Raw genomic sequence first — 22,089 nt, 5'->3', positions numbered from 1 at the left:
CCACGGCCACCAGCCCCCGCTCGATGTTGGCGACCATGATCTTGGCGTTGCGTGGATCGTACCAGATGTGCGGGTCTCCCCGCTCCTCGCCGTGGTCGTCGCCGTGTTCCTCGGCCGCGGCCCCGTGGCGGATCAGGACACCCTCGGCCATGACGACCCTGGTGCCGTCGACCCCGCTCGCCGAGACCGCCTCCGCCAGCCAGCCCTCCAGCCACACCCCGTTCTCGATCAGGAGGTCGGCGGCGGCGAGTGCCTCGAGATCGGCGGCGGGCGGGTCGTAGTCGTGCGGGTCGACCCCAGGCCGGAGAAGCTGCGTGATCTCGATGCCGTCGCCGCCGATGGCGCGGGCGAAGTCGGCCGCGACGGCCGTGGTCGCGACGACCCGCGGTGCCCCGGTACCGCCGCCGGTGCCCGACCCGCCGCCCGAGCCGCCGCAGGCCGCCAGGCTCGCGCTCGCGCCGAGGACCGCGGCGACGATCATGACGGCCGACCGTGCCCGGCGTGCGGCCCGGCGGTGCTGACCAGAGCGGCCCGCGGGCACGGGTCGGAGCGGGGCGGGGCGCATNGGGAAATGAAAACGGTTTTCGATGTGGCTGTCAATCATCAGTTCGCGGGGAAGCTGATCTGCACCCTCCTGTTCAGCGCGCGGCCGTCGGGATCGTCCGATCCGTCCGACCGGGTGTTCGGCGCGACCGGGTCCGCACCGCCGCGGCCGGTCGCGGAGACCCTGGTGTCGTCGGGAAGGGCGGAGCGGAGCAGGTTCGCGACCGTGTTCGCCCGGCGCTGCGAGAGGATCACGTTGTAGGCCGGGGTGCCGAGATTGTCGGTGTGGCCGAGGACGGTGACCGTCTCGGTACCGGGCGCGACCCGGGCGGCGATTTTGACGATCTCCGCTCGCGCGAGTTCTGTCAGGTCGTCGGAGTCGAAGGCGAACAGGACGTCCGCGCTGATCGTCACGACCAGCCGGTCGCCGCGGCGTTCCTCGGTGTGCAGCGGCCGCACCGCCGCGTCGAGGTCGATGGCCAGCACCGATCCGGCGGTGTCGAGAGCGTGCACCGAGCCGGTCAGCTCCGTCCCGGGAACGTCCAGAGACGGAGACGGAGACGGTGCGGGCCGGCCGGGACCGGACGTGGCGCCGAGCGCGCGCGGGCTTCCGAGGCCGATCGGCGCGGTGACGAGGGCGGCGCCGACGAGGAAACAGAGAGCCACCCGCCCCGGGGTGAGCCGGCGGGTGGCGGGCGCGTGCGGTGGGTCAGCGCGTGATCGGAGCATCGTCGACGATCAACCGGTCGTTGAGGTAGACGTCCACGGCTGTCACCTCCGGNGGCGGCGCGGCGAACGCGAAGGAGGCGGGCACCGCCACGTTGTTGCGGGTCCGGGTGGTGCCGGCGGCGGCGCCCAGGGCCGCCCCGTCGGAGTCCTTCACAACCGTGTAGCGGAGCAGGTTCGCCGTGTCGACGAGGCTCACCGCGGCGTCGCGGCGGCCGGCCATCTCGTAGAGCGAGATCTCCTTGCCGGGGTCGGCGGCGTAGCGGGGCGTGAACAGCAGATCGAGCNGGACGAGCCGGNCGTCGACGCGCAGCTCGACGAAGCCGACCTCGACGTCGCCGCCCGCGCCCTGGATGCGGGTGGTGCGGCTGACGGCGGGTGTTCCCGGAGCGGCCGTGGCCGCCCCGGAGGCGCCGCCGGGCGCCGGGCCGGCGGAATCGGCGGAGTCAGCGGAGCCGGCGGGGGCGGGTGTGGCCTCCGGGTCGTCTCCTGAGCCCGAACTCGAGCAGCCCGTGACGACCAGGCAGAGAAGCAGCAGGCCGCTCAGCGCGGCGGGCGTTCTCCGCGCGGGCCGGACACGGCGGGACGGCAGGCGGGGCATCAGACCTCCGGACGGGAGGGGCAGGAGCGTCCGCTGCCGATTATGATCCCCGCGCCGCCGATCTGGGCGCCGGAACGGACACCGCCCGCGCCCAGATCAGCGCGCCCGTCCTGTTCGGCTATTCGGCGGGGTGTTCCGCCTGGTCGAGGAGCAGACGCAGCTCGCGCCCGAGGGAACGCGGCTCGTCCAGCGGCGACCGGAAGGTCACCCGGATCTCGCGGGCGCCATCCTGGTCGATACGCCACATGTCCAGGCCACGGCGGTCCAGCGAGGTCACCGAGGCCGCGATCACCTCGGCGCGGCGATGTCCCGGGCCGCTGATCGTCCCGAAACCGGCGTGGCCGGAACGGGACTCGCCGCCCCCGGAGTCCGCGAGGCCGGTGGAGCCCACGACGCCGGCGGGATCAGTGGGATCAGCGAAATCGGGGTCGGTGGGGTCGGTGGAGTCGGTGGGGTCGAGGCCAGCCGGGTCGGAACCGGCGGGCTCGGCGAGCGCGACACCGTGCGCGGCCAGTATGCGCATCTGGAGCGAGTGCTCGTCGTTGAGGTGCCGGATCAGGTCCGGGGCGTAGGCGGCGATCAGGTCCGGCTCCGCGAAGGCGTACGAGTCGAGCTCCACGCGGCGCGCCGGGCCCAACGCGTTCGAGCGCCCGTCGAGACGGTTCGAGTTGGCGCGGCGCAGGCCGCGGCTCGACCGGCCCACCCGGGCCAGCCGGAAGTTCGTCGCCGTGGTGCCGGCGGGCCGGGCCCGCCCGCCCCGCGAGGCCGCGGCGGAGCGCCCACCCGCCGCCCGGGCCGCCCTTTCGGGCAGGCAGATCAGCACGTCGTCCACCGACACCGACAGGATGCGCAGGGCACCTAGGTCGCCCTCGGTAACGGTGATGCTGCGGCCGAGCGTCGCCAGCCGCTCGATGATCTGGTCGGTGGTCTCCGGCACGAGCCGCAGCGCCCCGGCGAGGACGAGCCTTTCCCCGTTGTGNCCGCAGATGTCGACCCGGGCCCGGCGACCGGAGCCGGCGCAGTGCACGGGCGGGCTGTCGGCCCCGACGATCAGGAGTGGCTCGCCGCCGTCGTCGATGAGCCCGGCCCAGCCCCGCACGTTCGCGCAGGGCAGGGNGAGCAGCGCACGCCGGCCGCNGGCGATGATCGTGCGGGCTCGTTCGGCCAGCACCGGCATCTCGACGTCCGAGGTTGGACTCGTCACCGGACCTCCTCTGTCATCAGGTAAGGCTTACTTAAGTGGCCCGGAAGGAGTTGGTCNAGCGATTCGCCCGGTTTCGGGGCTGTGCCCTGGGTCAACCTCGGCCGGTNTTCTCAATGTCCGCGCAACGCGCGGCTGGATGGACACCGGGATCCTGTTCGCGGGCGGAGGATTCTAGGCTGTCGTGGTCGGGCAGTCTCTCGCCCCCGAGAAGGAGGTGCCGGTGATCTTCAAGTTGGTCGGTGACGGTCGCCCGTACCCCGACCATGGCCTCGGCCAGCGTGACTGGGCCGCGATCCCGCCGCGGCAGGTGCGCCTGGACCAGCTCGTGACGACGAAACGGGTACTCGCCCTCGACGTCCTGTTGGACGAGGACTCGACCTTCTACGGCGACCTGTTCCCCCACGTCGTGGAGTGGGACGGGACCCTCTACCTGGAGGACGGCCTGCACCGCGCGGTGCGCGCGGCGCTGGCGCAGCGCACCTCGATCCATGCCCGGGTGCATGTGCACGCAGCGGCGAGGCACGCGGACCGGCTGAGCCGGCACTGATTTTCGGGATCACTGACTTTCGGGATCACTGACTCGGGATGTCATCCGGCCCCGGCTGAGCGAGCCCGGTCGAGTCGGCAGCGGCCCCGTCCGCGCCGGCACGGGTCAGTCGTCGGTGATCTCGTAGGTCACGTAGGTGTCGCTGCCGACCTTGGCGAAGATGTGGCGGGGGCAGGCCTTTCCCGGCCGGTAGGCCGCGATGGGCCGCAGTACCGGGGACCGCATGACCTGCTCCAGCCGCCCACCGGCGATCTTGCGGGCTTCGGCCCCGGTGACGTCCGGCGACTCGGTGCGCTCGTACCACCCGCCGCAGTAGTGGATGTCGGTCGGGCGGGAGGTCCAGGCGGGGGTGTGAAAGACCCAGAGCAGGTAGGCCGTGCGCATGATCAGAACCAGGATGGCGATGGTGATCAGAGCACGGACGAGGTTCCCGGCCCGGTTGGAGGCGAGAACAGGGCTCACATCACAGGGAGCCTAGGGCAGGTACCCCCGTTCTGGGGCAAGACGTGCCGTCACGCGCGGCGCGTGTCGCGTGGCCGCCGGTGGTTCGCCGGCTCCGTCAGCACGCGCAACCGCCACCGCGAGCTGCCCCGTCCGTGCCACNACCAGCGTGGGGTGCCGGCGCCCACGGGAGGTCGAGCGCCGGGTTGCCGTCGAAGAAGCCGTCCGGGCGCAGCTCGAACCCGATCCGGCTGACCGGCATCACCGGCCAGTCCTCGNGGCGCACGACGTGATGCGAGCCGGTAGGCGGCCAGGCGACCCCGGTCGGATTGTCCGGCCCGACCGGGTCCGGCACCGAGTCGACCTCGACCACGGTGTTCGGTCCGCCGTCGAGCTCGACGTCCAGCCGCACGTTGAAGAAGTGCTGGTGGTGGGGGCCGTACAGGCCGGGGGCGACGAGCACCCCGTGGGCCGGCGACGTTCCGGGCGGGACGGCGCCGGTGGAGATCACCCCGGTCAGCTTCGCCTCGAACTCCAGCGAACCGTCCAGGTAGAGGTACCAGAAGAAGCCGTACTCGTAGTTCCCGACCGTGCTGATCATCGAGATGACGAGGCGGCGCATGCGCCTCCAGCAGGATCGGCGCCTGTACTCCGGGCACCGCGTGCAGCTCCACCACCGTCCCGGCCGTCAGCGAGACGACGGCTTCGTGCGTGCGGCGCGCCCCGCGCTCGTAGAGGACGCAGAACGCCTGCCGGTCCGGCGCGGGGAGCGAACCGCCGCCGCCCGCGGCCTCGCGAGCCACGAGGGCGGCTTTTGGTGGCTCGTGCAGTTCGACGGAAACGAAACGAAACCCGGGCCCGAGTCGTCGAGTGGTGCGCAGGATCGAGCTCGCCCGCCCGATCTCGGCGGCGGAGAGCGGGTCGAGAGGGTGCCTCGGGCTGGCCGGACCGTCCAGGGGCACTGCCGACGCACCGGGCACCATCGGGACCTCCTCCGACCGCGGGGCTGTGGTCTGGTCAGGATCGCCGCAGGTAGGCGAGCACGGCGAGGACCCGGCGGTGGTCGTTTCCCGAGGACTCCAGCCNGAGCTTGGCGAACACGTTCGAGATGTGCTTCTCCACCGCTCCGGCGCTCACCACGAGCGCCGCCGCGATGGCCGCGTTCGAGCGTCCCTCGGCCATCAGCCCCAGCACCTCGCGCTCGCGTGGGGTGAGCTGCGCCGTCGGGTCGTCGCGGCGACCGCTCGCCAGCAGCTGGGCGACCNCCTCGGGATCCATCACCGTGCCGCCGCCGGCGACCCGCCGGACCGCGTCGACGAACTCGCGGACGTCGGCCACCCGGTCCTTGAGCAGATAGCCGACCGCGCCGAGACCGTCGGCGAGCAGCNCACCNGCGTACTGCTTCTCCACGTACTGGCTCAGGNCGAGCACCGGTGAGCCGGGAACCCTGGACCGCGCGGAGATCGCCGCCCGCAGCCCCTCGTCGCGATGCGACGGCGGCATGCGGACATCGACGACCGAGACGTCGGGGCGATGCTCCACGACCATCTCGACGAGGCTCGGCCCGTCGCCGACGGTGGCGACCACCTCGCAGCCGGCCTCGGTGAGCAGCCTGCGGAGGCCCTCCCGCAGCAGGACCGAGTCCTCCGCGATCACCACTCGCACGGGTGGGCCTCCTCATGTCCGAATTCAGGTCGGTCCGAACCGGTGTCGCCGGGGAATCGTGTCAGTCTGGTGGGGTCACCGGATCACCTGGGCGCAGTGTCGCCCCGGCCAGGACGGTGACGTAGATCCCGCAGTCGGTGTGCCCGTAGTTGCTGGACAGCTCCTTGAGTATCCGGATGTCGCGGACGCCCGTGTCGGGGTTGACGGTGGTCGCCGCGCAGCGCGGGGTGCGGGCCAGCGTCCGCACCCGGGCCGCGCCGAGGCCGAGTTCCAGGCCGGCCCATTCCAGCTCGGCCCAGGGCGGCACCCCGTCCAGGTAGATGTTGGCCCGGAAGCGCAGCGGGTCGACCGGCTCGCCCACCCGTTCGGCCAGGTCGCGCACCGACGCCAGGNTGANGACCGACACGGCGTGCATGAAGATGTCGCCGGAGCCGCCCGCGTCGGTGAAACGGTGCCGCCGTCGCGCCCGGACCAGCCGCGGCCGGCCGCCGAGCCCGGGGCCGAGCAGTCCGTGGACGAAGTCCTCGAACNCGGCACGTCCGGATGGTTCGGCGACGTCGACCCGCGTCGGCCGGTCGGCCAGGCCGAAGGCGAGCATGCCGGTCGACGGATCGTAGGAGGTGCGTACGCGAGCGATCTCGGCGTCCCGCTGGAGCATCACGAAGCGCGTCTNGGGCAGGGCCGCCGGGTCGTCCTCGGTGAACTCCGTGTCCGCACGAGCGAGCGCGAGCACCCGGTCGCCGGGCACCCCCTCACCGGGAGCGAGCGCAACCTCGGCTATCTCCTCCGGGCTGAAGCCCTTCAACGGATACCGGTAGAGGCCGACGACCCGAGCCCTGGACGCGCCGGCTGCCGCGCCGGCCTCGCCGCGTACATCCATCCGCTGCCTGCCCTCCGTCATGTGCGGCGGGCTGTCTGGGGACCGACAGCCGCCAGCTTTCCGCCAGGTGCCCGAATCCGTCCCGCCGGGTTCGGGGTGGCCGTACGCTCAGGTCGCCATGCACAGCCCCTCGACCGCCGGCCGGGCCCCCGCGCGCCCGAAGGCCGGGCCCCGGGCCCCGGCGGCGGCGCTGCCGGCCGTGCTGCTCGGCGGTCTGTGCTGGCTCGTCGCCCTCGCCGGGCCGGCGGCCGCGCACACCGTGGGCGGGGCCGGGCCGACCAACTATCACACGACACTGACCGGCGACCCGGGGGTGCCCGGTGTCTCGCTCAGCGTCGTCGAGAACGGCAGCCGGGTGCGGCTGGCCGTCACCGCGGGCTTCCCGGTCGTCGTCGAGGGCTACCAGGACGAACCTTATCTGCGCCTCGACGACACCGGCGTGTGGGAGAACCGCCGTTCGCCGGCGACCTACCTGAACAGCACCAGGGCCGGTGACGACCCCGGCCCCGAGGGCGTCGCCGACCCGTCGGCGGAACCGGACTGGGTCCGGGTCGCCGGGGTGGCCGACGGGCGGGCCGTGGCCTACTGGCATGACCACCGGGTGCACTGGATGGGCTCGCTGGACGCGCCGGCGGTGCGCGCGGCGCCGGGGGAGCGACACCGGGTGCAGGAGTGGTCCGTCCCGTTGACCGTGAGCGGCCGGGAGGTCGTCTACACGGGGGTGCTGGAGTGGATCCCCGGTCCGTCGCCGCTGCCGTGGGCCGGGCTCGCGCTGGCCGTGTTCGCCGGCACCGTGGCGCTCGGCCTGCTCCGGCGGGCGGCGGGGACCGTCGCCGTCGCGCTGGCGCTGGGCGGGCTGCTCGCGGTGGACGTCACGCATTCCGCGTTGATCGCCGCGGCGAACGCGGACGGTCGCCTCGATGCCTTCCTCTGGGGCAACGTGGTACAGATCGCCGGGTGGCTCGTGGCCGCCGCCGGTGTGGCGCTCACCGCCCGCCGGTCGGACACCGGCCGCTACCTCGCGGTCAGTGCCGGGGTGCTGCTCGCAGTGCTCGGCGGAGTGCCTGACCTCGGCGTCTTCGCCCGCTCGGGCGCGCCGGTGGTCGGCCCGCTCGCCCTCGCCCGGGTGCTGACCGCGGTCACGGTGGGCCTCGGCCTGGGCCTGGGTCCCGCGGTCTGGCTCGCGCTGCGCCGAGCGGACGGCGCCGGGCACGCTCACCATGCTGACAGCGCGGGACCCGAGGATCAGTCCGACACGCCCCCCGCGTGGGAGGCTTGCCCACGATGACGGGTGTGCGGGGTACCGGGCAGGTCGCGCGGGCGGCCGTGTTCGGCGTTGCCTCGGTGTGCCTCGCGCTCGCCGCGCATGTCGCCGCGGGCGGGCCACGTCCCTCACCCGTCCTCGTCGCCCTCGCCGCGGCACTGCTGACCNGGATGGCCTCCGGGCTCGCCAGGCGGGAGCGCGCGCTCGGCGCCGTAGCGGCCGCGGTGCTGACCGCCCAGGCCGCGCTGCACACGGCGTTCGTGGTCACGACGCACCACCCGGCGGGCGGGGGACCGGCGGGCGGGGGACCGGCGGGCGGGCTGACCCCGACCCGCGCGGGGGCGGCCGAGCACCTGTTGAGCGCGCTCGTCCCGGGCCTCGCGATGACCGGCGGCCACGTGCTTGCCGCACTCTGCGTGGCGGTGTCCCTGCATCGCAGCGAGCGGCGGCTGTGGGCGACGGCGGCGTTGCGGGTGGCCGTGGACCGGGCCGCGGCGGCTGTCACGTCCCTGACCACCGCCGTGCTCGCCCATCGCCGGAGCGCGGCGCGGCTGGTCCGGCTCATCGTGGGCGTTCGGGCCCGGCCGGTGGAAGCCGTCCGCGCGGCGGCCGCGGCCGGCCGGGCCGGTGGTCGGCGGGGGGCCGGGGCGCGTTGGCACCCACACCTTCTTCTGCTGGGAAGCGACGCCGGCTGGCGCGGGCCGCCGGCGTGCCGACCGGGGTCCTGTCACTGAGGCTCCGCCATGGCGCGGGGACCGACGGTCCGCCGTGGAACGGCGGGACCGACTGTTGGCCGTGTTCGCCGTGTCCGCGGCGCTCGGCGCTGTCAGCGACCCCGGTGCTCGGATTCGACCAGTTCCGATCACCAGCAGTGAGGCCCAGTCGGTCCTCAGGGAGGTCATCATGGCCCGCACCATCCGCACAGCTCGCCTCCGCCGGGGGGTGCTGTGCGCGCTCGCCGCCGCGGCGGGCTCCATCGCGCTCGCGCTGCCGGCGTCCGCGCACGTCACCGTCTCGCCGCCCGAGGCGGCCAGGGGTGGGTACACCACGCTGTCGTTCAAGGTGCCGACCGAGAGCGACACCGCCTCGACCACCGCCCTGGACGTGCAGTTCCCCGCCGACACCCCGATCGCCTCGGTTTCCGTCCAGCCCAAGGCCGGCTGGAGCTACCAGGTCACCAAGGGTGCGCCGACGAGGCCGATCACCGCCCACGGCACCCAGATAACCGAGGTCGTCACGAAGATCACCTGGACGGCGGAGGACGGCGGCGGCATCAGGCCCGGCGAGTTCGACACGTTCAACGTCTCCGCGGGCCCACTGCCCGAGGATGCCGACCGGGTGGTCTTCAAGACGCTGCAGACCTACTCCGACGGCGAGATCATCCGCTGGATCGATGTGGCCGAGCCAGGCGGCGACGAGCCGGAGCGCCCGGCACCGACGATCACGCTGACCGCGTCGGGCGGCAGCCACGGCGCGTCGGACAAGGGCTCGGACAAGGGCTCGGGTGGCGGGCAGTCAACGGCGGCGGACGACGCCTCCGCCTCGGACGGCACGGCGCGCGTGCTCGGCGTCGCCGGGCTCGCTCTGGGTGCTCTCGGGTTGGCTGCCGGCGCCTTCGCGCTGGTCAGCACCCGTCGGCGAGCCTGATCCCAGGGCCTGATCCCAACGGGGGTGCCCGCCCGCGGCCGGCGGGCGGGCACCCCACCCATTCGACCCGCCGCGGGTCGGGCATCGTCCGGAACGGCCCCGTTGTGGACGACCGGCATCCAGAACGGACTGATCATGACCGGACTCGAACGCGACCCTGGCCCGAACACCCGGCCGGGCTGGCGTGCCGGCGGTGCTCGGCGGGTGCTGGCCGTTGTCGCGATGACCGCCTTCGCGCTCCTGGCGACGGCGCTGCCGGCGGCGGCCCACGCCACTCTCACGGGCAGCAGCCCCGTCGGCGGAGCGGCACTCGAAACCGCACCCACCCGCGTGACGCTGAGCTTCAGCGAATCCGTCTCGATCAAATCGGATGCGATCCGCGTCCTGGACGCCACCGGAGCCAGCGTCGACGAGGGCGGCGCCCGCGACGGCGCGTCCGGGTCGGAGGTCACGGTCGCGCTGCGCGCCGGCCTCGGCCCGGGCACCTACATCGTGAGCTGGCGGGTGACCTCCGCGGACAGCCATCCGGTCAGTGGCGCGTTCGCCTTCGGGGTGGGTGGCCCGCCGGACTCGGGGGCGGCGGCGGCCTTCGCCTCGGGTGCGGGGGGCTCCCGGGCTGTCGGCGTGTCACTGGGCGCGGCGCGGCTGGTGTCGTTCGCCGGCGCGGCCCTGCTCATCGGTGTGACCTTTTTCGTGGTCGTCCTGTGGCCGGCTGGGGCGCGCCGCACCGGCCCGCGCCGGCTGATCGCGGCGGGCTGGCTGCTCAGCCTCGTCGGCGCCGTGGGGATGTTCCTGTTCCAGGGGCCGTATTCGGCCGGCACCGGGATCTCCGGCGTCGCGAGTCTCGACCAGCTGGCCGTGACCCTGGACGACCGGTACGGCCAACTGCTGACCGTCCGCGTGCTGGCGCTGCTGCTGGCGGTGCCACTGCTACGGCGACTCCCGACCGGTGTGGCGGCCCCGACGGGTGTGGCGGCCCCGACGGGTGTGGCGGCCCCGACCGGTGTGGGCTCGGCCGGGGCGGAGGTCACGGCCGGCCCCGGTCGCCGCGGCCTGGTGGAACTCGCGGGGCTCGGCCTGGTGATCGCCNCGACCATCGCGATGATCGGTCACGCCAGCGCGGGTCGGCTGGTCTGGCTCGCGACGGCGGCGGTGACCCTGCACACCCTGGCCATGGCGATCTGGCTGGGCGGCCTGTGTGTGCTCGGCCTCGCGCTGCTCCGCCGCGACACACCGCTCCGCCGCGACACACCGCTCNGCCGCGACACACCGCTCCGCCGACCCGCGCCGGACGCGGGCGCGGACTCGAACGTGCGCCTCGTCGCCCCAGGCAGGGTCGGCGAGCTCGTCCAGGTGCTGCCCCGCTGGTCGAGGACGGCGACGATCGCGGTCACGGTGATCGTGCTGACCGGGGTCTTCCAGACCTGGCGGGAGGTCGGGCCTGTCGGGGCGCTGTTGGACACGACCTACGGCCGGNTGCTCCTGTACAAACTCTGGTTCGTCCTGGGGCTGCTCGTCCTGGGCCTGCTGGCGAGGCGCTGGGTCCAACGCAACGTTCAGGCCGCGCCCGGCCAGCCGGTGACCGCTGTCGCCGTCGCCGGGCTGCGCCGCGGTGTGGTCTTCGAGGTGATCGTCGGCGCCGTCGTTCTCACGATCACCTCGATCCTGGTGAACACCATTCCGGGGCGGGACTCCTACGCGCCGCCGTTCGCCAAAACGGCCATCGCCGGCCCGATGACGGTCGACGTCCAGGTCTCACCCACCAGAACCGGCCCGCAGACCGTTCACATCTATACCTACGACCCGCAGGGCCGCCCGCAACGCCTGGTCGAGGCCAGGGGTGAGCTGAGTCTTCCGGCGGCGGGCGTCGGCCCGCTGGCGGTGCCGCTGGTGGCGGCCGCGGACGGGCACGCCGTCGCCGAGAACGTCGGTGTGCCGCTGCCGGGCCGCTGGCAGCTGCGTTTCTACCTGCGCGTCAACGACTTCGACCAGTACGTGACGACGGTGTTCTACGACGTCCGCTGACAGTCGGATTCAGGCGCTGGGAGTTCAGGCGGTGGGAGTTCAGACGGTCGGATCAGGCGGTCGGGGTCAGACCGCGACCGGCTGGGCGGTCTCCCACGGCAGCGGGATCGGGATCGGCAGCCGCGGGAGCCCGCCGGTGGTCGGCGGGGACGTCTCCGCCGGCGTCGGGCTCCCGGTCGAGGTCGGCACGGTGGTCGGCGCGGACGTCGGCGCGCTCGTGGTCGGCGGGTTCGTCGCCGGCGGCGTCGGAGCGGGAGCGTCGGTGGTCGGGGGAGGCGTCGTCGCCGGACCCGTCGGCGTCGGCGCGGGGGCCGTGGTCGGCGCCGGGCTGGTGGGCTGGGGCTCGCCGGTGGGCGCCGGCGTCGGCGCCGGCGCCGGCGCGTCCGCGGTGATCGGCGGCGGGGCCGGCACGGTGGCCCGCGGAGTCGTCGGCCGGGAGCTGCGCCGCGTCTGCGTGTCGACCTCGCGGACGACCTGGGACGGGCGCACGGCACCCGGGCGGCTCGTGTACGCGCCGGCCACGGTCGGGGCGGGCGCCACGGGCGCGAGCGGCGGCTGGGTCAACGTCGGCAACGGGCTGGCGGGCAGCGTCGGCGTGATCGCGACGATGCCGGGGCCGGTGTCGGCGACCAGCTCGGAGTGCCCGGTGGGCCAGGCGATGACGGCGGTGAGGCCGGCGACGGCGACCGCCAGCGCGGCCGCGACCGCGATGGCCGGCCGGGCACGGAACTCGACGGGACCGTTGCCGCGGTCGTCGGGCTCCGGGAGGGCACGGTCCACGGCCAGCAGCGGCAGCACGTTTCCGTGGTCGTCGCCCGGGGTCTCCGCCGTGGGAGGGAACTGCTCGTGCAGGTAAGCGTCGGGCTGCTCCGTGTGCGGGTGCAGCCCGGTCGACGGTGCGATGATCGTGACAGCTTCGTCCTGGGCGTGCCCGCCGGACCGGCCAGTGGACGCGGACGCGGACGCGGACGTGCCCGCTTTGGTGGCCTTCTTCGCTCCGGCGGCGGGGGCCTTCACCCCGTGGGCCGAGGCGGTGAACGCCGCCTGCGGTGGCACGGCCGGCGCCGGCCCGGCAACCGCCGCCGGGTCGGAGCTGCCAGCGCGCTCGGCGGCTCGCCTGCTCGCCGCGGCCGCCGCGGCGCCGGCGGCTGCCGCGGCACGGTCGAAGGTGCGCTGCAGGCCGGCCCGCAGGCTGGCCGGGGCCGGCACGACCGCACCGTCCAGCAGCTCCTCGGGTGAGACGCCGTGCGGAACCGGGACGCTGCGCGCCTGCGGGGAGCCGGACCAGGCCAGCGCGCTACCCCGGGCGAGTTCGAGCAGCCAGGGACGCAGCCGGGTCGGGTCGGACAGCGGGTTCAACCTGGTCCGCGCGACCAGCGCGAAGGCGGTTCCGGCCGCNGCCCTGGCGACCGTGGGGTCGCCGAGGATCAGCAGGCACATCGAGAAAACGTCGTCGGCGTAACGGTTGTAGAGATCGTTGAAGGCCTGACGATCGCCACGCCGAACACGGGCCACCAGGTCCGCGTCGTCGTTCATCAGCTGCAACTCCCCGGGACGACGTTCCTGATCTCGGCGCCGGGACCAGGTTCGGCGACCGATGTGGCGCCGGCCTGATCACCACTCAGACAGGCTCAATAGTAGGAGCTGCCTGATCTGGCCGNGGTGAAGGTTGTGAAGATTTTTTGTCGCCACCTCGACACCATGGCCAGCTTGACGCTGAACATGGTGCCGTATCCCGCTTCGTCGGGCGCCGAGACAAGCTTATACGAAGTCATCTTCGACACATCCGCGCCAGCATCGCCGCGGTGGACCGGTCCAGGTAGCTGGCGAAGAATACGCCCGCTGTTCCCGAAAGCGATCGTCCGTACGATGCTCAGGAATTGGGTGGTTGTTCGAGCAGCGTCACCTGCACGGTGTTGGTCTGCCCGTCGCGCAGGTATGTGACCTCCNCCTGGTTGCCGATGTCGTGGGACCTGACCGCCGCGATCAATGAATCTACGTCCGTGATGGCGCGATCCCCCACCTTGGTTATGACATCGCCCGTTCNGAGGCCTGCTTTGTCTGCCGGGCCGCCGTTGACCAGGGAGCGGATCTGCGCACCGGTGCCGCTGGCCGCGGTCGACCGGGNGTTCTCGCCCGCGGTGAAGGCGCTGACCCCCAGATAGGGGTGCCGTGCCGTGCCGCTCTCGATGAGCTGGCTGGCGACCTTCTGCGCGTAGCTGCCNGGAATCGCGAAACCGACGCCGATGTTGCCGGACTGCTGCGTCTCCCCGAAGGGCGAGGAAGTACCGCCAACCGTCGCGATCGCGGTGTTCACGCCGATGATCTCGCCCCGGCTGTTGACCAGTGGGCCGCCCGAGTTGCCNNGGNTGATCGGTGCGTCGGTCTGGATGGCGTCCAGGACGGTGTTCGTCTGGTCCCGAACGGTCGCGTCGCCGGTACGCACGGGCCTGTGCAGGGCGCTGACGATGCCGGAGGTGACCGTGCCGTTGAGGCCCAGCGGGCTGCCCACGGCGACCACGAGCTCGCCGACCTGCAGCGCGGCGGAGTCCNCGAAGGTGGCGGCGGGCAGGCCGGTGGCCTCGACCTTGATGACGGCGAGGTCGGCGCTCGGGTCGGTCGCCTTGATCTTCGCGTCGAAGGTCCGGCCGTCCTGCATGGTGACCGTGAGAGTGCCGCCGTTGGCGGCCCCGGAGACGACGTGGTTGTTCGTGAGGATGTAGCCGTCCGCACGAATGATCGTTCCGGATCCGGTCCCGGCCCCCTGGCCGGACTCCTCGGCGATGGTCACGACGCTCGGCAGGATCGCCTGGGCCGCGGCCGAGACGGTGTTGTCCGCCGCCGCGGAGACACCGCCGGACCCGTCGGTCGACTGACGCAGGCCGGAATCGGTCGAGACGACCGCCGCCGGCGACTCGTTGCTCGCGACCAGCGCGCCGACACCGCCGCCGATACCGCCGGAGACGAGGGCGAGTGCCACGGCCGCCGCGACCAGCCTGCGGCGGCGCAGGGGAGGTGGGGTGGGTGTGGCCGGGGTGTACCGCCCGTATCCGTCAGGACCACCCGGGGATCCCGGGGATCCCGGGGATCCGGGGAAGCCGGCGGGCTGGCCGGGTGTGCCGCCCGGTGGGACCGGGGCTCCCCAGGACGGGCCGGACGGGTTCCACCAGCCACCGGTCTGCTCCCGGCCGCCGGACTGGCCCGTGGGCGGGGCGTACGGGCCGGTCGGCCGGGTCGGCGCAGGCTGGGTGCCACCGGTCCGCGGGTAGCCGCTCTGGTGCTCCGCAGGCTGATGGACGCCGGGCGCGCCGGGCGCTCCTGGATTACCCGCGCCGGGGGGCGGGCCGTAAGCCGGCGGCCCCGGGGGGTACGGAGCGGGATAGGCGCCGGACGGTTCTGATCCGGCGGGCCTGCTCGCGGGCGCCGGGCTACCGGCCNGGGGCGCGTCCTGGCGCCCAGGGGGACCCTGCGGGTCCTGCGACCGCGGGTCCACCGGCCCCTCCGAACCTGCCGCTTCGGCCCTTGTCCGCTCCAGCGCGCCATCGGGCGGAGCCCAGGGGGACCGAGCGTCGTGCGTGGCTGTCATGGTTGGCACTTTCCCCCGGCACCCTGAGCGATTCCTGAATTCCGACCAACGTTCCGCTTAGCCGGCACCGGGAGGTGTGTCCGATCCAGGACATACCCGCCGGCGGCGCCCAGTCGGCGGCCGGCGCACCGGGCCGGTGGATGGTGCTGTGGCCGTCCGCATCCCCGGGCGTGGCCCCGCCGTGGTGTCGCCACGCCGGCGGCGGCCGGTGCCGCTGCCGGCCGGTTCCCGCCGCCAGCCGGGGGCCGATCTCGTCCGTACGCGTCCCATGCTCTCACAGCACACCGCCGCCACCGCGCCGCCGTTCATTGATCCGGACGTCGATCCGGACGTCGATCCGGATCCGGGGGAAGTGGCATCTCTCAATGGTGACGCGCGTGATCGCCGGTTGCGGTCGCGCGGAGCGCCGCTCATGACGTCACGCGGCCGTCCAGGTGATCAGCTATACCGNCACGTTTGTGCCATGCTGTGGCAGTTCTTCCGGTCCATGCCGATTTTTGGGTGAAGGTCATGCGGCCGGATGCCGGGAAGGGATGTCATGCCGTGTTGACCATGGGATGTCCTTGCGATGTGGGCAAACAGTCATGGCTGGACCACCAACCGCGGCGGGAGCGCGGAGCGGAGANGCGAACCGCACACGGCCNGCCTCGCNGGGCACACGCCACACGGCGGGAAGAGGCTCCNGGTGATCGTCGGGTTTTGCCCTTCGGGCGGCCNGAATGTCAAGGGGGTTCGCGCAACGCTTCCGCAACGGCGTGGTACACCGGTATACCGCGCGGGTTTTTCCTGCATGTCCCGGAATCGGAGGTTGTCTGGTGACGGACGGTGCATGGAGGGGAGCCCCTGGAGATCCGGGTCGTCCCGGCTATCGGGGGCACCCGCAGGGCGTGGCCGAACCCGACGGGTACTGGAACGAAGCGGACCCGCGCGAGCCGCGTCAGCCCGATTCCCGGGCAGGAGGGCTGTACGGAGGCCCGCCGCCGTATCCCACCGGTCCGTCCGCTGACGGTGGTTACCAGGAGAGCGGTTACCCCCAACCTGGGCAGCCACCCGCCGGTTACCCCCAGCCCGGCTATCCNCAGCCCGGCTATCCGCAGGGTGGTCACGCCCAGTCCCCGGGCGGCGCGCCGGCACCCGGTGGCCCGAGCCCATACCCGCCCGGCGGACCGGGGCCCCACCCCTCCGGCGGGCAGAGGCCCTACCAGCCCGCGTATCCGTCACTCAGCCCTGGTCCCGGCGGCTACCCCCCGCCGGGGCCCGGCAACGACGGTTACCCGGGCGACAACGGATGGGACGGATCGACCGGCGCCCGCCCGAACGGGACGTCTGTGCGGGGCGCGCTCGTGCCGAGGGCCGGCGCGACCCGCACCTCCCCGCGCCCCCCGGCCGTCGCCGGCACCGGGCCGCCGCGGCCACCCGACGGCCTGGCCGGGGACGGCCCGCGGGCGGGCGGACCTCGTGGAGATCTCTACGGACGGGAGCCGTCACATCCGGGGGTTCCGCAGCGGGACGACCCGCCCGCCGGAGCCGACCGGGCCTACCTGGACGCTCCGCTGGGCGCGCCGCCGCGCCGCGATCCGGACCGCGGCGCCGAGCGCCGGGCCATACCGGACCGCGGTGTGCCGGACCGTGGTCTGTCTGATCGTGGCGTGCCGGATCGCGGTGTGCCGGACGGCGTGGGGACGGGCCCGCGCCGGGGCGCGCCGCGCCATGGCGGCTTCGCCGGGCCGGGTCCCCTCGACGAGCCGGACTTCCCGGAGGACGTGCGGGAGCGGGAGGACTTCGACGACGACCTGCCGGCAGCGGAGGAAGAAGCCGGTCTCGGCCCGTTCCTGCGCCGCCTGGCCATCGCGCTGCTCGTGCTCGCGGTGGCGCTGGGAGTGGGCGTGGGGGCGGGTGNCGTCTGGGAGAAGGTCCGGCCGAGCGGCGAGACCACCTCGGCGGCGGACACCAAGCCGTCGGCGGCTCCCAGCGGTGCGGCCGACTCACCCGGACCGGCGCCCAGCGCGGCCCCGAGCGGCCAGGCTCAGGTCCCGGTGCCCGCCGACTGGGTGGCTTACACGGACGCGGACCAGAAGGCCACGTTCTCCCATCCGGCGGCCTGGAAGCAGCGGCGGGACAACACCGGCGTCTTCTTCGGTGAGCCGGGCCCCGGTGCCGTGGGGACCTCGGGCGAGTACGGACCGCAGATGATCGGCGTCGCCCGGGTGGCCGGAGTGGACGCCGCGGCCGCGCTCAGCCAGGTGCAGACCGGTGAGTTCGGCAGCGTCAGCGGTCTCACCCAGGATCGCTCCGGCGCGGCCACGGACTCGACGGGAGCGCCCATCCAGGAACTCGCCGGCTCCTACGACCGGGAGGGCCAGCGGGTGTCGTACCTCATGCGCACGGTGGACTCCCCCGGCGCGGTGTACGTGCTCATCGCGCGGGTGCCCGCGGACGCCTCCGGGACGCTCAACACCCTCATGGGCGCCCTGCGGACGTCCTTCCAGCCCACGGCCTGACCACGGCCTGACCACAGCCGGCCGCGCGGCCGCCGCCGGTCCCCTCAGATGCGGGGGCCGGCGGTGGCTGAGCGGCCCTCCTTCAGCAGGTCCCACAGCACGGCGGCGGTGTCGAAGGCCGTGGGCCCGGAGAGCGGTGGCCAGCCGTGGCCCAGCGCCGGCAGCACGTACTGGACGAGCCGGGCTGACGTCGAGCAGACGGTCTCGTGCCTGATCGCGACCGGTGTGGCCGCGGGACTGCCGCCGGCGGCCAGGCCGTCGGGGCCCGTCGCGGCGATGATCGCGGATGCGTCGGCGTCGGCGCTCGTTCCGGCCACGATCGGCCGGCCGTCCGCGCCGGTGTAGGTCGTGTCGCCGGGCCGGGTGGGCTCCGGGCAGCCGTCCACCGCCCGGAACGGGCTGAGACTGACCTCCACCGGGGTGATGCCCGTCTGCAGGGCCTCCGACCACAGCGCCCCGGCATACGGGACGTGCCCGTCCATGCCGCCGTGGATCGTCACGGTGGTCAGCGGGGCCGGGGGGATGCAGCTGGGGGTCTGCAGGCTCGCCGCGACGGCGGCGAACCCGGCCAGTTCGTCTCCGTGCTCGCAGGCGTAGCGGTAGGCGAGCATGCCCCCGTTGGACAGCCCGATGATGCTGACCCGTCGGGGGTCGATCGGGTACCGGCTTTCCAGGTGCGCGATGAGCGCGCGCAGCCAGGTGACGTCGTCCACCCCGGTCGCGCCGGCCGGGCCGCAGCAGGTGCCGGCGTTCCACGACAGGCCGAGGCCGTCCGGATAGACGATGGCGAACCCGGCCGACCGCGCGAGTTCGTCCAGGCCCCATCCGAGCTGTGGCTCGCTGCCGTCGTGGTAGAGGCTGTGCAGCGCGACGACCAGTGGATAGGGCTCGGCCGTGTCGGCGGCCGGCAGAGTGATGCGAATCTGACTACCGCGTCCACTCCGATCGAAGGCATCCGGACCCCCGGTCGGGGGCGGTGAGGGAGCGGGCCCGCCAGTGCCGGTCACGTCGCCGGGTTGACTCTGCCCGTTACTGCCGAGGAACCCGCATCCGGTCACGAACAGCAGCGCCGCGAGGAGTGAGGTGAGAAGCCGCACNGCGACGACGCGGCGGCGGCGGGCGGCCGACACGACAGGTATTCTGACGCGCCGCCAACCCGGTCCGCATCAACGGTGTCGTTGATTACTCTTGGTGTTCGAACTAGTACGGGCGAGGTCGCTCTCCCGCACGACGTTGAGCCGCGGACGCTCACGGGGCGCCCAACGCTCCGCCGCNGGGTCGGGGCCGGGCTGCTCCCGGCTCGACGGCGTCATGCTGCGGGAGCCGAGCGGCAGGGGCATGACGTTCCTCGTGTCACCGTCGAAGGGCCGCGGTTCNCCCCCCGGAACCGCCGCGATCCCCCTGCCGGCCGTCTTGCGCTCNCCCTTGCCCGAATCACCGCCGCTGCTGTTCTGGCCGTCCTCGGCGGCGTCCACGCCGGAACTGTCGGTGACCCACGTCCGGGCCCGGTCGGCGCGTGGCGCCTCCGCCTGCGCGGAGCCGGCCGCGCTGCGATAGCGATCGAATGCGACCTGGGCGCNGGTTTCCAGGTCATCGACCCGCGCGAGCGACTCGCGGACCCTTCGTTCACCGGCGGGGCCGGCAGCCAACAGGTCGGACAGGCAGTGATCCACTGCCCGACGGGCCGCCAGCCATCCGAGGAGCAGCCGGGAACGTTCCATGTCCGATGGCTCGTCCACCGAGATGTCCCTTCGCTCGCAATCTCGTGACGCCAGCGTGGCGTCGCCCTCCGCGAGGTGCTGCTTGTCCGCTGTTCGTCCTGGCGTAGGGGGCTCCCACCGTCTTGCGGAGCGGCGTCGGCGCCGCGCCGCGACCCGAAGTGCTTCTCTTCCCAGAGTGCCCCACCCGGCGTCGTGGCGCGTCGTAGTTTGCCGAACGCACCCCTACCGGTCGGTGAGATGCACGGTCAGGGAGCAGCCTGTTCCCCCCGAACAGGGGATGTCGGCGGCGGAGCGGGCGGCTGGGAGCGTGGCGACGTGCCCATCGGTGGGGGCGGAACGATCTGTTCCGTGGACGCTACCGGCCCCGGCGGAGCGGCCGCCGGCCGGGTTGCGCGAGCGCCGGNGCGCGGATCCGGATCCCGCACCCGTTGTTCGCCTGGTGGTGGCATGGGCGGCCGGCGCGGAGCGGGCGGGTTCGCCGGTGTGGCCGGTCCGGCCGGCCTGGTGGGGCCGGCGGCGGATGGCCGCTGTGCCGGCTGTGGAGATGGTGGCCAGGGCGGCGCTGTCGGCGGGGCGGCGGCGGTGAAGGGCGGCGACGTCGGCTGCCGGCGGGCCTGGACCGGCTGTCGCCGGGGCTCGACCGGCTGTCGCCGGGGCTCGACCGGGCGTGCCGGGGGCTCGACCGGGCGTGCCGGGGGCTCGACCGGGCGTGCCGGGGGGATGCCGGGGGAGACGGGGATGCCGGCCCGGGTGCCTGTCGGCGGGGCGGTGGGTTCGTGGTTGGCGCGCCAGGCGGCCCGCGCCTCGGCCGCCGTGTCCTCGGCCTGATCGAGGATCTCCTCCCAGCGGCTCTGCATGGGCCGGATCAGGCCGCCACCCACGCCGACCACCACCACCCCGGTGCCGGCGGCGAGCACCGCGTACAGCAGCGGGGTCGTGACGGAGGTGCCGATGCCGAGCTCGTCCAGGGCGGCCTTGCCGAACACGAGGACGGCGATGCCGCCGGCGGCCCTGCTCAGCGCCCGACNGTGCCGCAGGCCCGCGAACGAGTCCGTGACGAACTGGCGGGCGGCGGCGGCCAGCGTCAGGCCGGCCAGCCCGATGGCCAGCGCGAGCAGGACGCGGGCGAGAACTCCGAGTGCCGAGCCGGTCATCCGGTCGGCCGGGCTGGGCCCGAAGACGCCGAGCGCGACACGCACCACGGCGAGCATGCAGACCGCCGCGGCGAACCGGATCAGCGCGTCCCGGACGACGACCTCGTGGCAGCGGAACAGCCGCCCGACGCCGCTGCGGGCGAGCAACCGGTCGAATCCGCTGTTCACGAGGGCCCGGTCGACGACGCGGATGAGCGCGCGGACGACGAGGGCGCCGATCACGACGATCAGCGCGAAGACGAGCACCTTCGGGCCGGTCTGCGCGATCCGCGACCAGGCGTCGGAGATGCCCTGGTCCCACTGCACGGCCTGGGTCACCACGACAGCACAACAGCAGATGCGCCCGATAGCTGTGATGCCACGCCGTGGACTCGCGTGGCATCGCAGTACCCCAGGTTATTGCTGTGGGTAGTTGGGTAATCTCGTGACGTGAGGTCGTCCATGTCGGGTCGGGCGGTGTGGTGGCTGCGCCGCGACCTGCGGCTCGACGACAACCCGGCGCTGCTCGCCGCCGCCGGGCAGCGACAGGGCCAGGGGCAGGGGCAGCGACAGGTGCTCGCGCTGTTCGTCCTCGACGACGCGCTGCGCCGCCCGTCCGGCCCGGTGCGGCTCGCGTTCCTCTACCGCTGCCTGCGTGACCTCGACGAGCGCCTGGCCGGCCGGCTGTGCGTGCGGACCGGTGACCCGGCCCGGATCGTTCCGGCGGTCGCGGCCGAGGTCGGCGCGGACGTCGTGCACATCGCCGCGGACCACGGGCCGTACGGGCGCCGCCGGGACGACGAGGTGGCGAGCGCCCTCGCCGCCGACGGCCGGGAACTGCGCCGTACCGGGTCGGCCTACGCCGTCGAGCCCGGTGCGCTGCGCCGCCCGGATGGGACGTCCTACCGGGTGTTCACGCCGTTCTACCGGGCCTGGAAGGAACANGGCTGGTCGGAGCCGGCCGGGCAGGCGGACCCGGACTGGCTCGGCCTCGGCGCGCCGTCTCGGGGAGGTGGGGCGATCCCGCCCGATCCCGACCTCGGCGGCACCCGGCTGCCGCCGGCGGGCGAGGCGTCCGCGCGGGAGCGGCTGCGCGACTTTCTCCGCGACGGGCTCGCCGACTACGCGGACCGGCGCGACTTCCCCGCCGCGGACGCCACCTCGCGCCTGTCCCCGTACCTGAAGTGGGGCTGCGTTCATCCGAGAACCGTGCTGGGTGAGACGCAGCGCGCCGCCGGCCGCTCCGGAGGCGCCCTGCCGGCGGCGGCGGAGAAGTTCCGTTCCGAGGTCGCGTGGCGGGAGTTCTACGCGGACGTCCTCGCGGCGAACCCGTCGTCCGCGCGCCGGGACCTCTCCGGCGCGCTGGCCGCGATGCCCTACGAGCAGCCCGGAGACGCCTTCGAGGCATGGAAGTGGGGGCGCACCGGATACCCCGTCGTCGACGCCGGAATGCGTCAGCTGCTGGCCGAGGGCTGGGTGCACAACCGGATCCGGATGATCGAGGCGTCGTTCGTCTGCAAGGACCTCCACGTCCACTGGAGCCACGGGGCTCGCTGGTACCTGGAGCGGTTGGTGGACGGCGACCTCGCGTCGAACAACCACGGC

General features: G+C 73.8%; 9 protein-coding genes and 19 pseudogenes. 8 read left to right on the top strand and 20 right to left on the bottom strand.

Annotated features, from left to right (window positions below; genetic code table 11):
- The 3 genes and pseudogenes from UG55_RS22305 to UG55_RS47870 form a co-directional block, all read right to left on the bottom strand.
- On the bottom strand, positions 1-481 hold a 481-nt coding region (locus UG55_RS22305), incomplete at its 3' end, for a metal ABC transporter substrate-binding protein (RefSeq protein ID WP_242424942.1).
- A 122-nt stretch (positions 482-603) separates the two neighbouring features.
- The gene (locus tag UG55_RS22300; protein WP_083987085.1) at positions 604-1,272 is read right to left on the bottom strand and encodes an OmpA family protein; all 669 of its coding nucleotides are present in this window, start codon (positions 1,270-1,272) and stop codon (positions 604-606) included.
- Between the two features lie 716 nt (positions 1,273-1,988).
- Positions 1,989-2,849 (bottom strand): annotated as a pseudogene (locus UG55_RS47870) (DUF2470 domain-containing protein); the annotation flags it as partial.
- Positions 2,850-3,294: 445 nt separating this feature from the next.
- Here UG55_RS47870 and UG55_RS22285 point away from each other — a divergent pair.
- Positions 3,295-3,621: a type II toxin-antitoxin system VapB family antitoxin gene (locus UG55_RS22285; RefSeq protein WP_066070796.1), complete on the top strand. Its 327-nt coding sequence runs from the start codon at positions 3,295-3,297 to the stop codon at positions 3,619-3,621.
- A 105-nt stretch (positions 3,622-3,726) separates the two neighbouring features.
- On the opposite strand, the gene UG55_RS22280 is transcribed toward UG55_RS22285, so the two are convergent.
- The 9 genes and pseudogenes from UG55_RS22280 to UG55_RS42005 form a co-directional block, all read right to left on the bottom strand.
- A complete protein-coding gene (locus UG55_RS22280; RefSeq protein ID WP_066070762.1) occupies positions 3,727-4,083 on the bottom strand; it encodes a hypothetical protein in 357 nt (118 codons plus the stop codon).
- Positions 4,084-4,225: 142 nt separating this feature from the next.
- Positions 4,226-4,340, bottom strand: a pseudogene (locus tag UG55_RS42050) (hypothetical protein); the annotation flags it as partial.
- A gap of 1 nt (position 4,341) precedes the next feature.
- Positions 4,342-4,663: pseudogene (locus UG55_RS42045) on the bottom strand (tyramine oxidase); the annotation flags it as partial.
- Between the two features lie 127 nt (positions 4,664-4,790).
- Positions 4,791-5,045 (bottom strand): annotated as a pseudogene (locus UG55_RS42040) (tyramine oxidase); the annotation flags it as partial.
- 103 nt (positions 5,046-5,148) lie between these two features.
- A pseudogene (locus tag UG55_RS42035) lies at positions 5,149-5,326 on the bottom strand (response regulator transcription factor); the annotation flags it as partial.
- A 1-nt stretch (position 5,327) separates the two neighbouring features.
- Positions 5,328-5,449 (bottom strand): annotated as a pseudogene (locus UG55_RS42030) (DNA-binding response regulator); the annotation flags it as partial.
- Positions 5,450-5,486: 37 nt separating this feature from the next.
- A partial coding sequence (locus UG55_RS42020; protein ID WP_242424740.1) for a response regulator occupies positions 5,487-5,727 on the bottom strand: 241 nt, incomplete at its 3' end.
- 61 nt (positions 5,728-5,788) lie between these two features.
- Positions 5,789-6,119: pseudogene (locus UG55_RS42015) on the bottom strand (MOSC domain-containing protein); the annotation flags it as partial.
- Between the two features lie 281 nt (positions 6,120-6,400).
- Positions 6,401-6,628: pseudogene (locus tag UG55_RS42005) on the bottom strand (MOSC domain-containing protein); the annotation flags it as partial.
- A gap of 97 nt (positions 6,629-6,725) precedes the next feature.
- On the opposite strand from UG55_RS42005, the gene UG55_RS22260 reads away from it, so the two are divergent.
- The 5 genes and pseudogenes from UG55_RS22260 to UG55_RS41990 all read left to right on the top strand — a co-directional run.
- The gene (locus tag UG55_RS22260) at positions 6,726-7,895 is read left to right on the top strand and encodes a hypothetical protein (protein ID WP_242424941.1); all 1,170 of its coding nucleotides are present in this window, start codon (positions 6,726-6,728) and stop codon (positions 7,893-7,895) included.
- 879 nt (positions 7,896-8,774) lie between these two features.
- On the top strand, positions 8,775-9,518 hold the full coding sequence (locus UG55_RS22250; protein ID WP_066070789.1) for a YcnI family protein: 744 nt from the start codon (positions 8,775-8,777) through the stop codon (positions 9,516-9,518).
- A gap of 135 nt (positions 9,519-9,653) precedes the next feature.
- Positions 9,654-10,607: pseudogene (locus UG55_RS42000) on the top strand (copper resistance protein CopC); the annotation flags it as partial.
- A 222-nt stretch (positions 10,608-10,829) separates the two neighbouring features.
- Positions 10,830-10,994: pseudogene (locus UG55_RS41995) on the top strand (CopD family protein); the annotation flags it as partial.
- A 1-nt stretch (position 10,995) separates the two neighbouring features.
- Positions 10,996-11,543 (top strand): annotated as a pseudogene (locus UG55_RS41990) (copper resistance protein CopC); the annotation flags it as partial.
- 1,873 nt (positions 11,544-13,416) lie between these two features.
- On the opposite strand, the pseudogene UG55_RS45670 reads toward UG55_RS41990, so the two are convergent.
- The 8 genes and pseudogenes from UG55_RS45670 to UG55_RS41960 all read right to left on the bottom strand — a co-directional run.
- Positions 13,417-13,492, bottom strand: a pseudogene (locus UG55_RS45670) (hypothetical protein); the annotation flags it as partial.
- A gap of 1 nt (position 13,493) precedes the next feature.
- Positions 13,494-13,589 (bottom strand): annotated as a pseudogene (locus UG55_RS41985) (hypothetical protein); the annotation flags it as partial.
- 1 nt (position 13,590) lies between these two features.
- Positions 13,591-13,670, bottom strand: a pseudogene (locus UG55_RS41980) (hypothetical protein); the annotation flags it as partial.
- Positions 13,671-13,768: 98 nt separating this feature from the next.
- Positions 13,769-13,908, bottom strand: a pseudogene (locus tag UG55_RS41975) (trypsin-like serine protease); the annotation flags it as partial.
- Between the two features lie 5 nt (positions 13,909-13,913).
- Positions 13,914-14,095 (bottom strand): annotated as a pseudogene (locus UG55_RS41970) (hypothetical protein); the annotation flags it as partial.
- A 1-nt stretch (position 14,096) separates the two neighbouring features.
- Positions 14,097-14,334: trypsin-like peptidase domain-containing protein (locus tag UG55_RS46365; RefSeq protein WP_313954635.1), on the bottom strand; the 238-nt coding region annotated here is incomplete at its 3' end.
- A 3,340-nt stretch (positions 14,335-17,674) separates the two neighbouring features.
- Positions 17,675-18,727 (bottom strand): annotated as a pseudogene (locus tag UG55_RS22225) (alpha/beta hydrolase family esterase); the annotation flags it as partial.
- 1,652 nt (positions 18,728-20,379) lie between these two features.
- Positions 20,380-20,823: pseudogene (locus UG55_RS41960) on the bottom strand (hypothetical protein); the annotation flags it as partial.
- Positions 20,824-20,961: 138 nt separating this feature from the next.
- Here UG55_RS41960 and UG55_RS41955 point away from each other — a divergent pair.
- Together UG55_RS41955 and UG55_RS41950 are read left to right on the top strand one after the other, a co-directional pair.
- Positions 20,962-21,428 (top strand): annotated as a pseudogene (locus UG55_RS41955) (deoxyribodipyrimidine photo-lyase); the annotation flags it as partial.
- A gap of 1 nt (position 21,429) precedes the next feature.
- Positions 21,430-22,089 (top strand): FAD-binding domain-containing protein (locus tag UG55_RS41950; protein WP_304440444.1); only part of this gene is annotated, 660 nt, incomplete at both ends.

It is taken from the genome of Frankia sp. EI5c, from assembly GCF_001636565.1.
In the GTDB taxonomy this organism is placed as follows: Bacteria; Actinomycetota; Actinomycetes; order Frankiales; family Frankiaceae; genus Parafrankia.
This window is presented reverse-complemented; position numbering and strand designations above follow the sequence as displayed.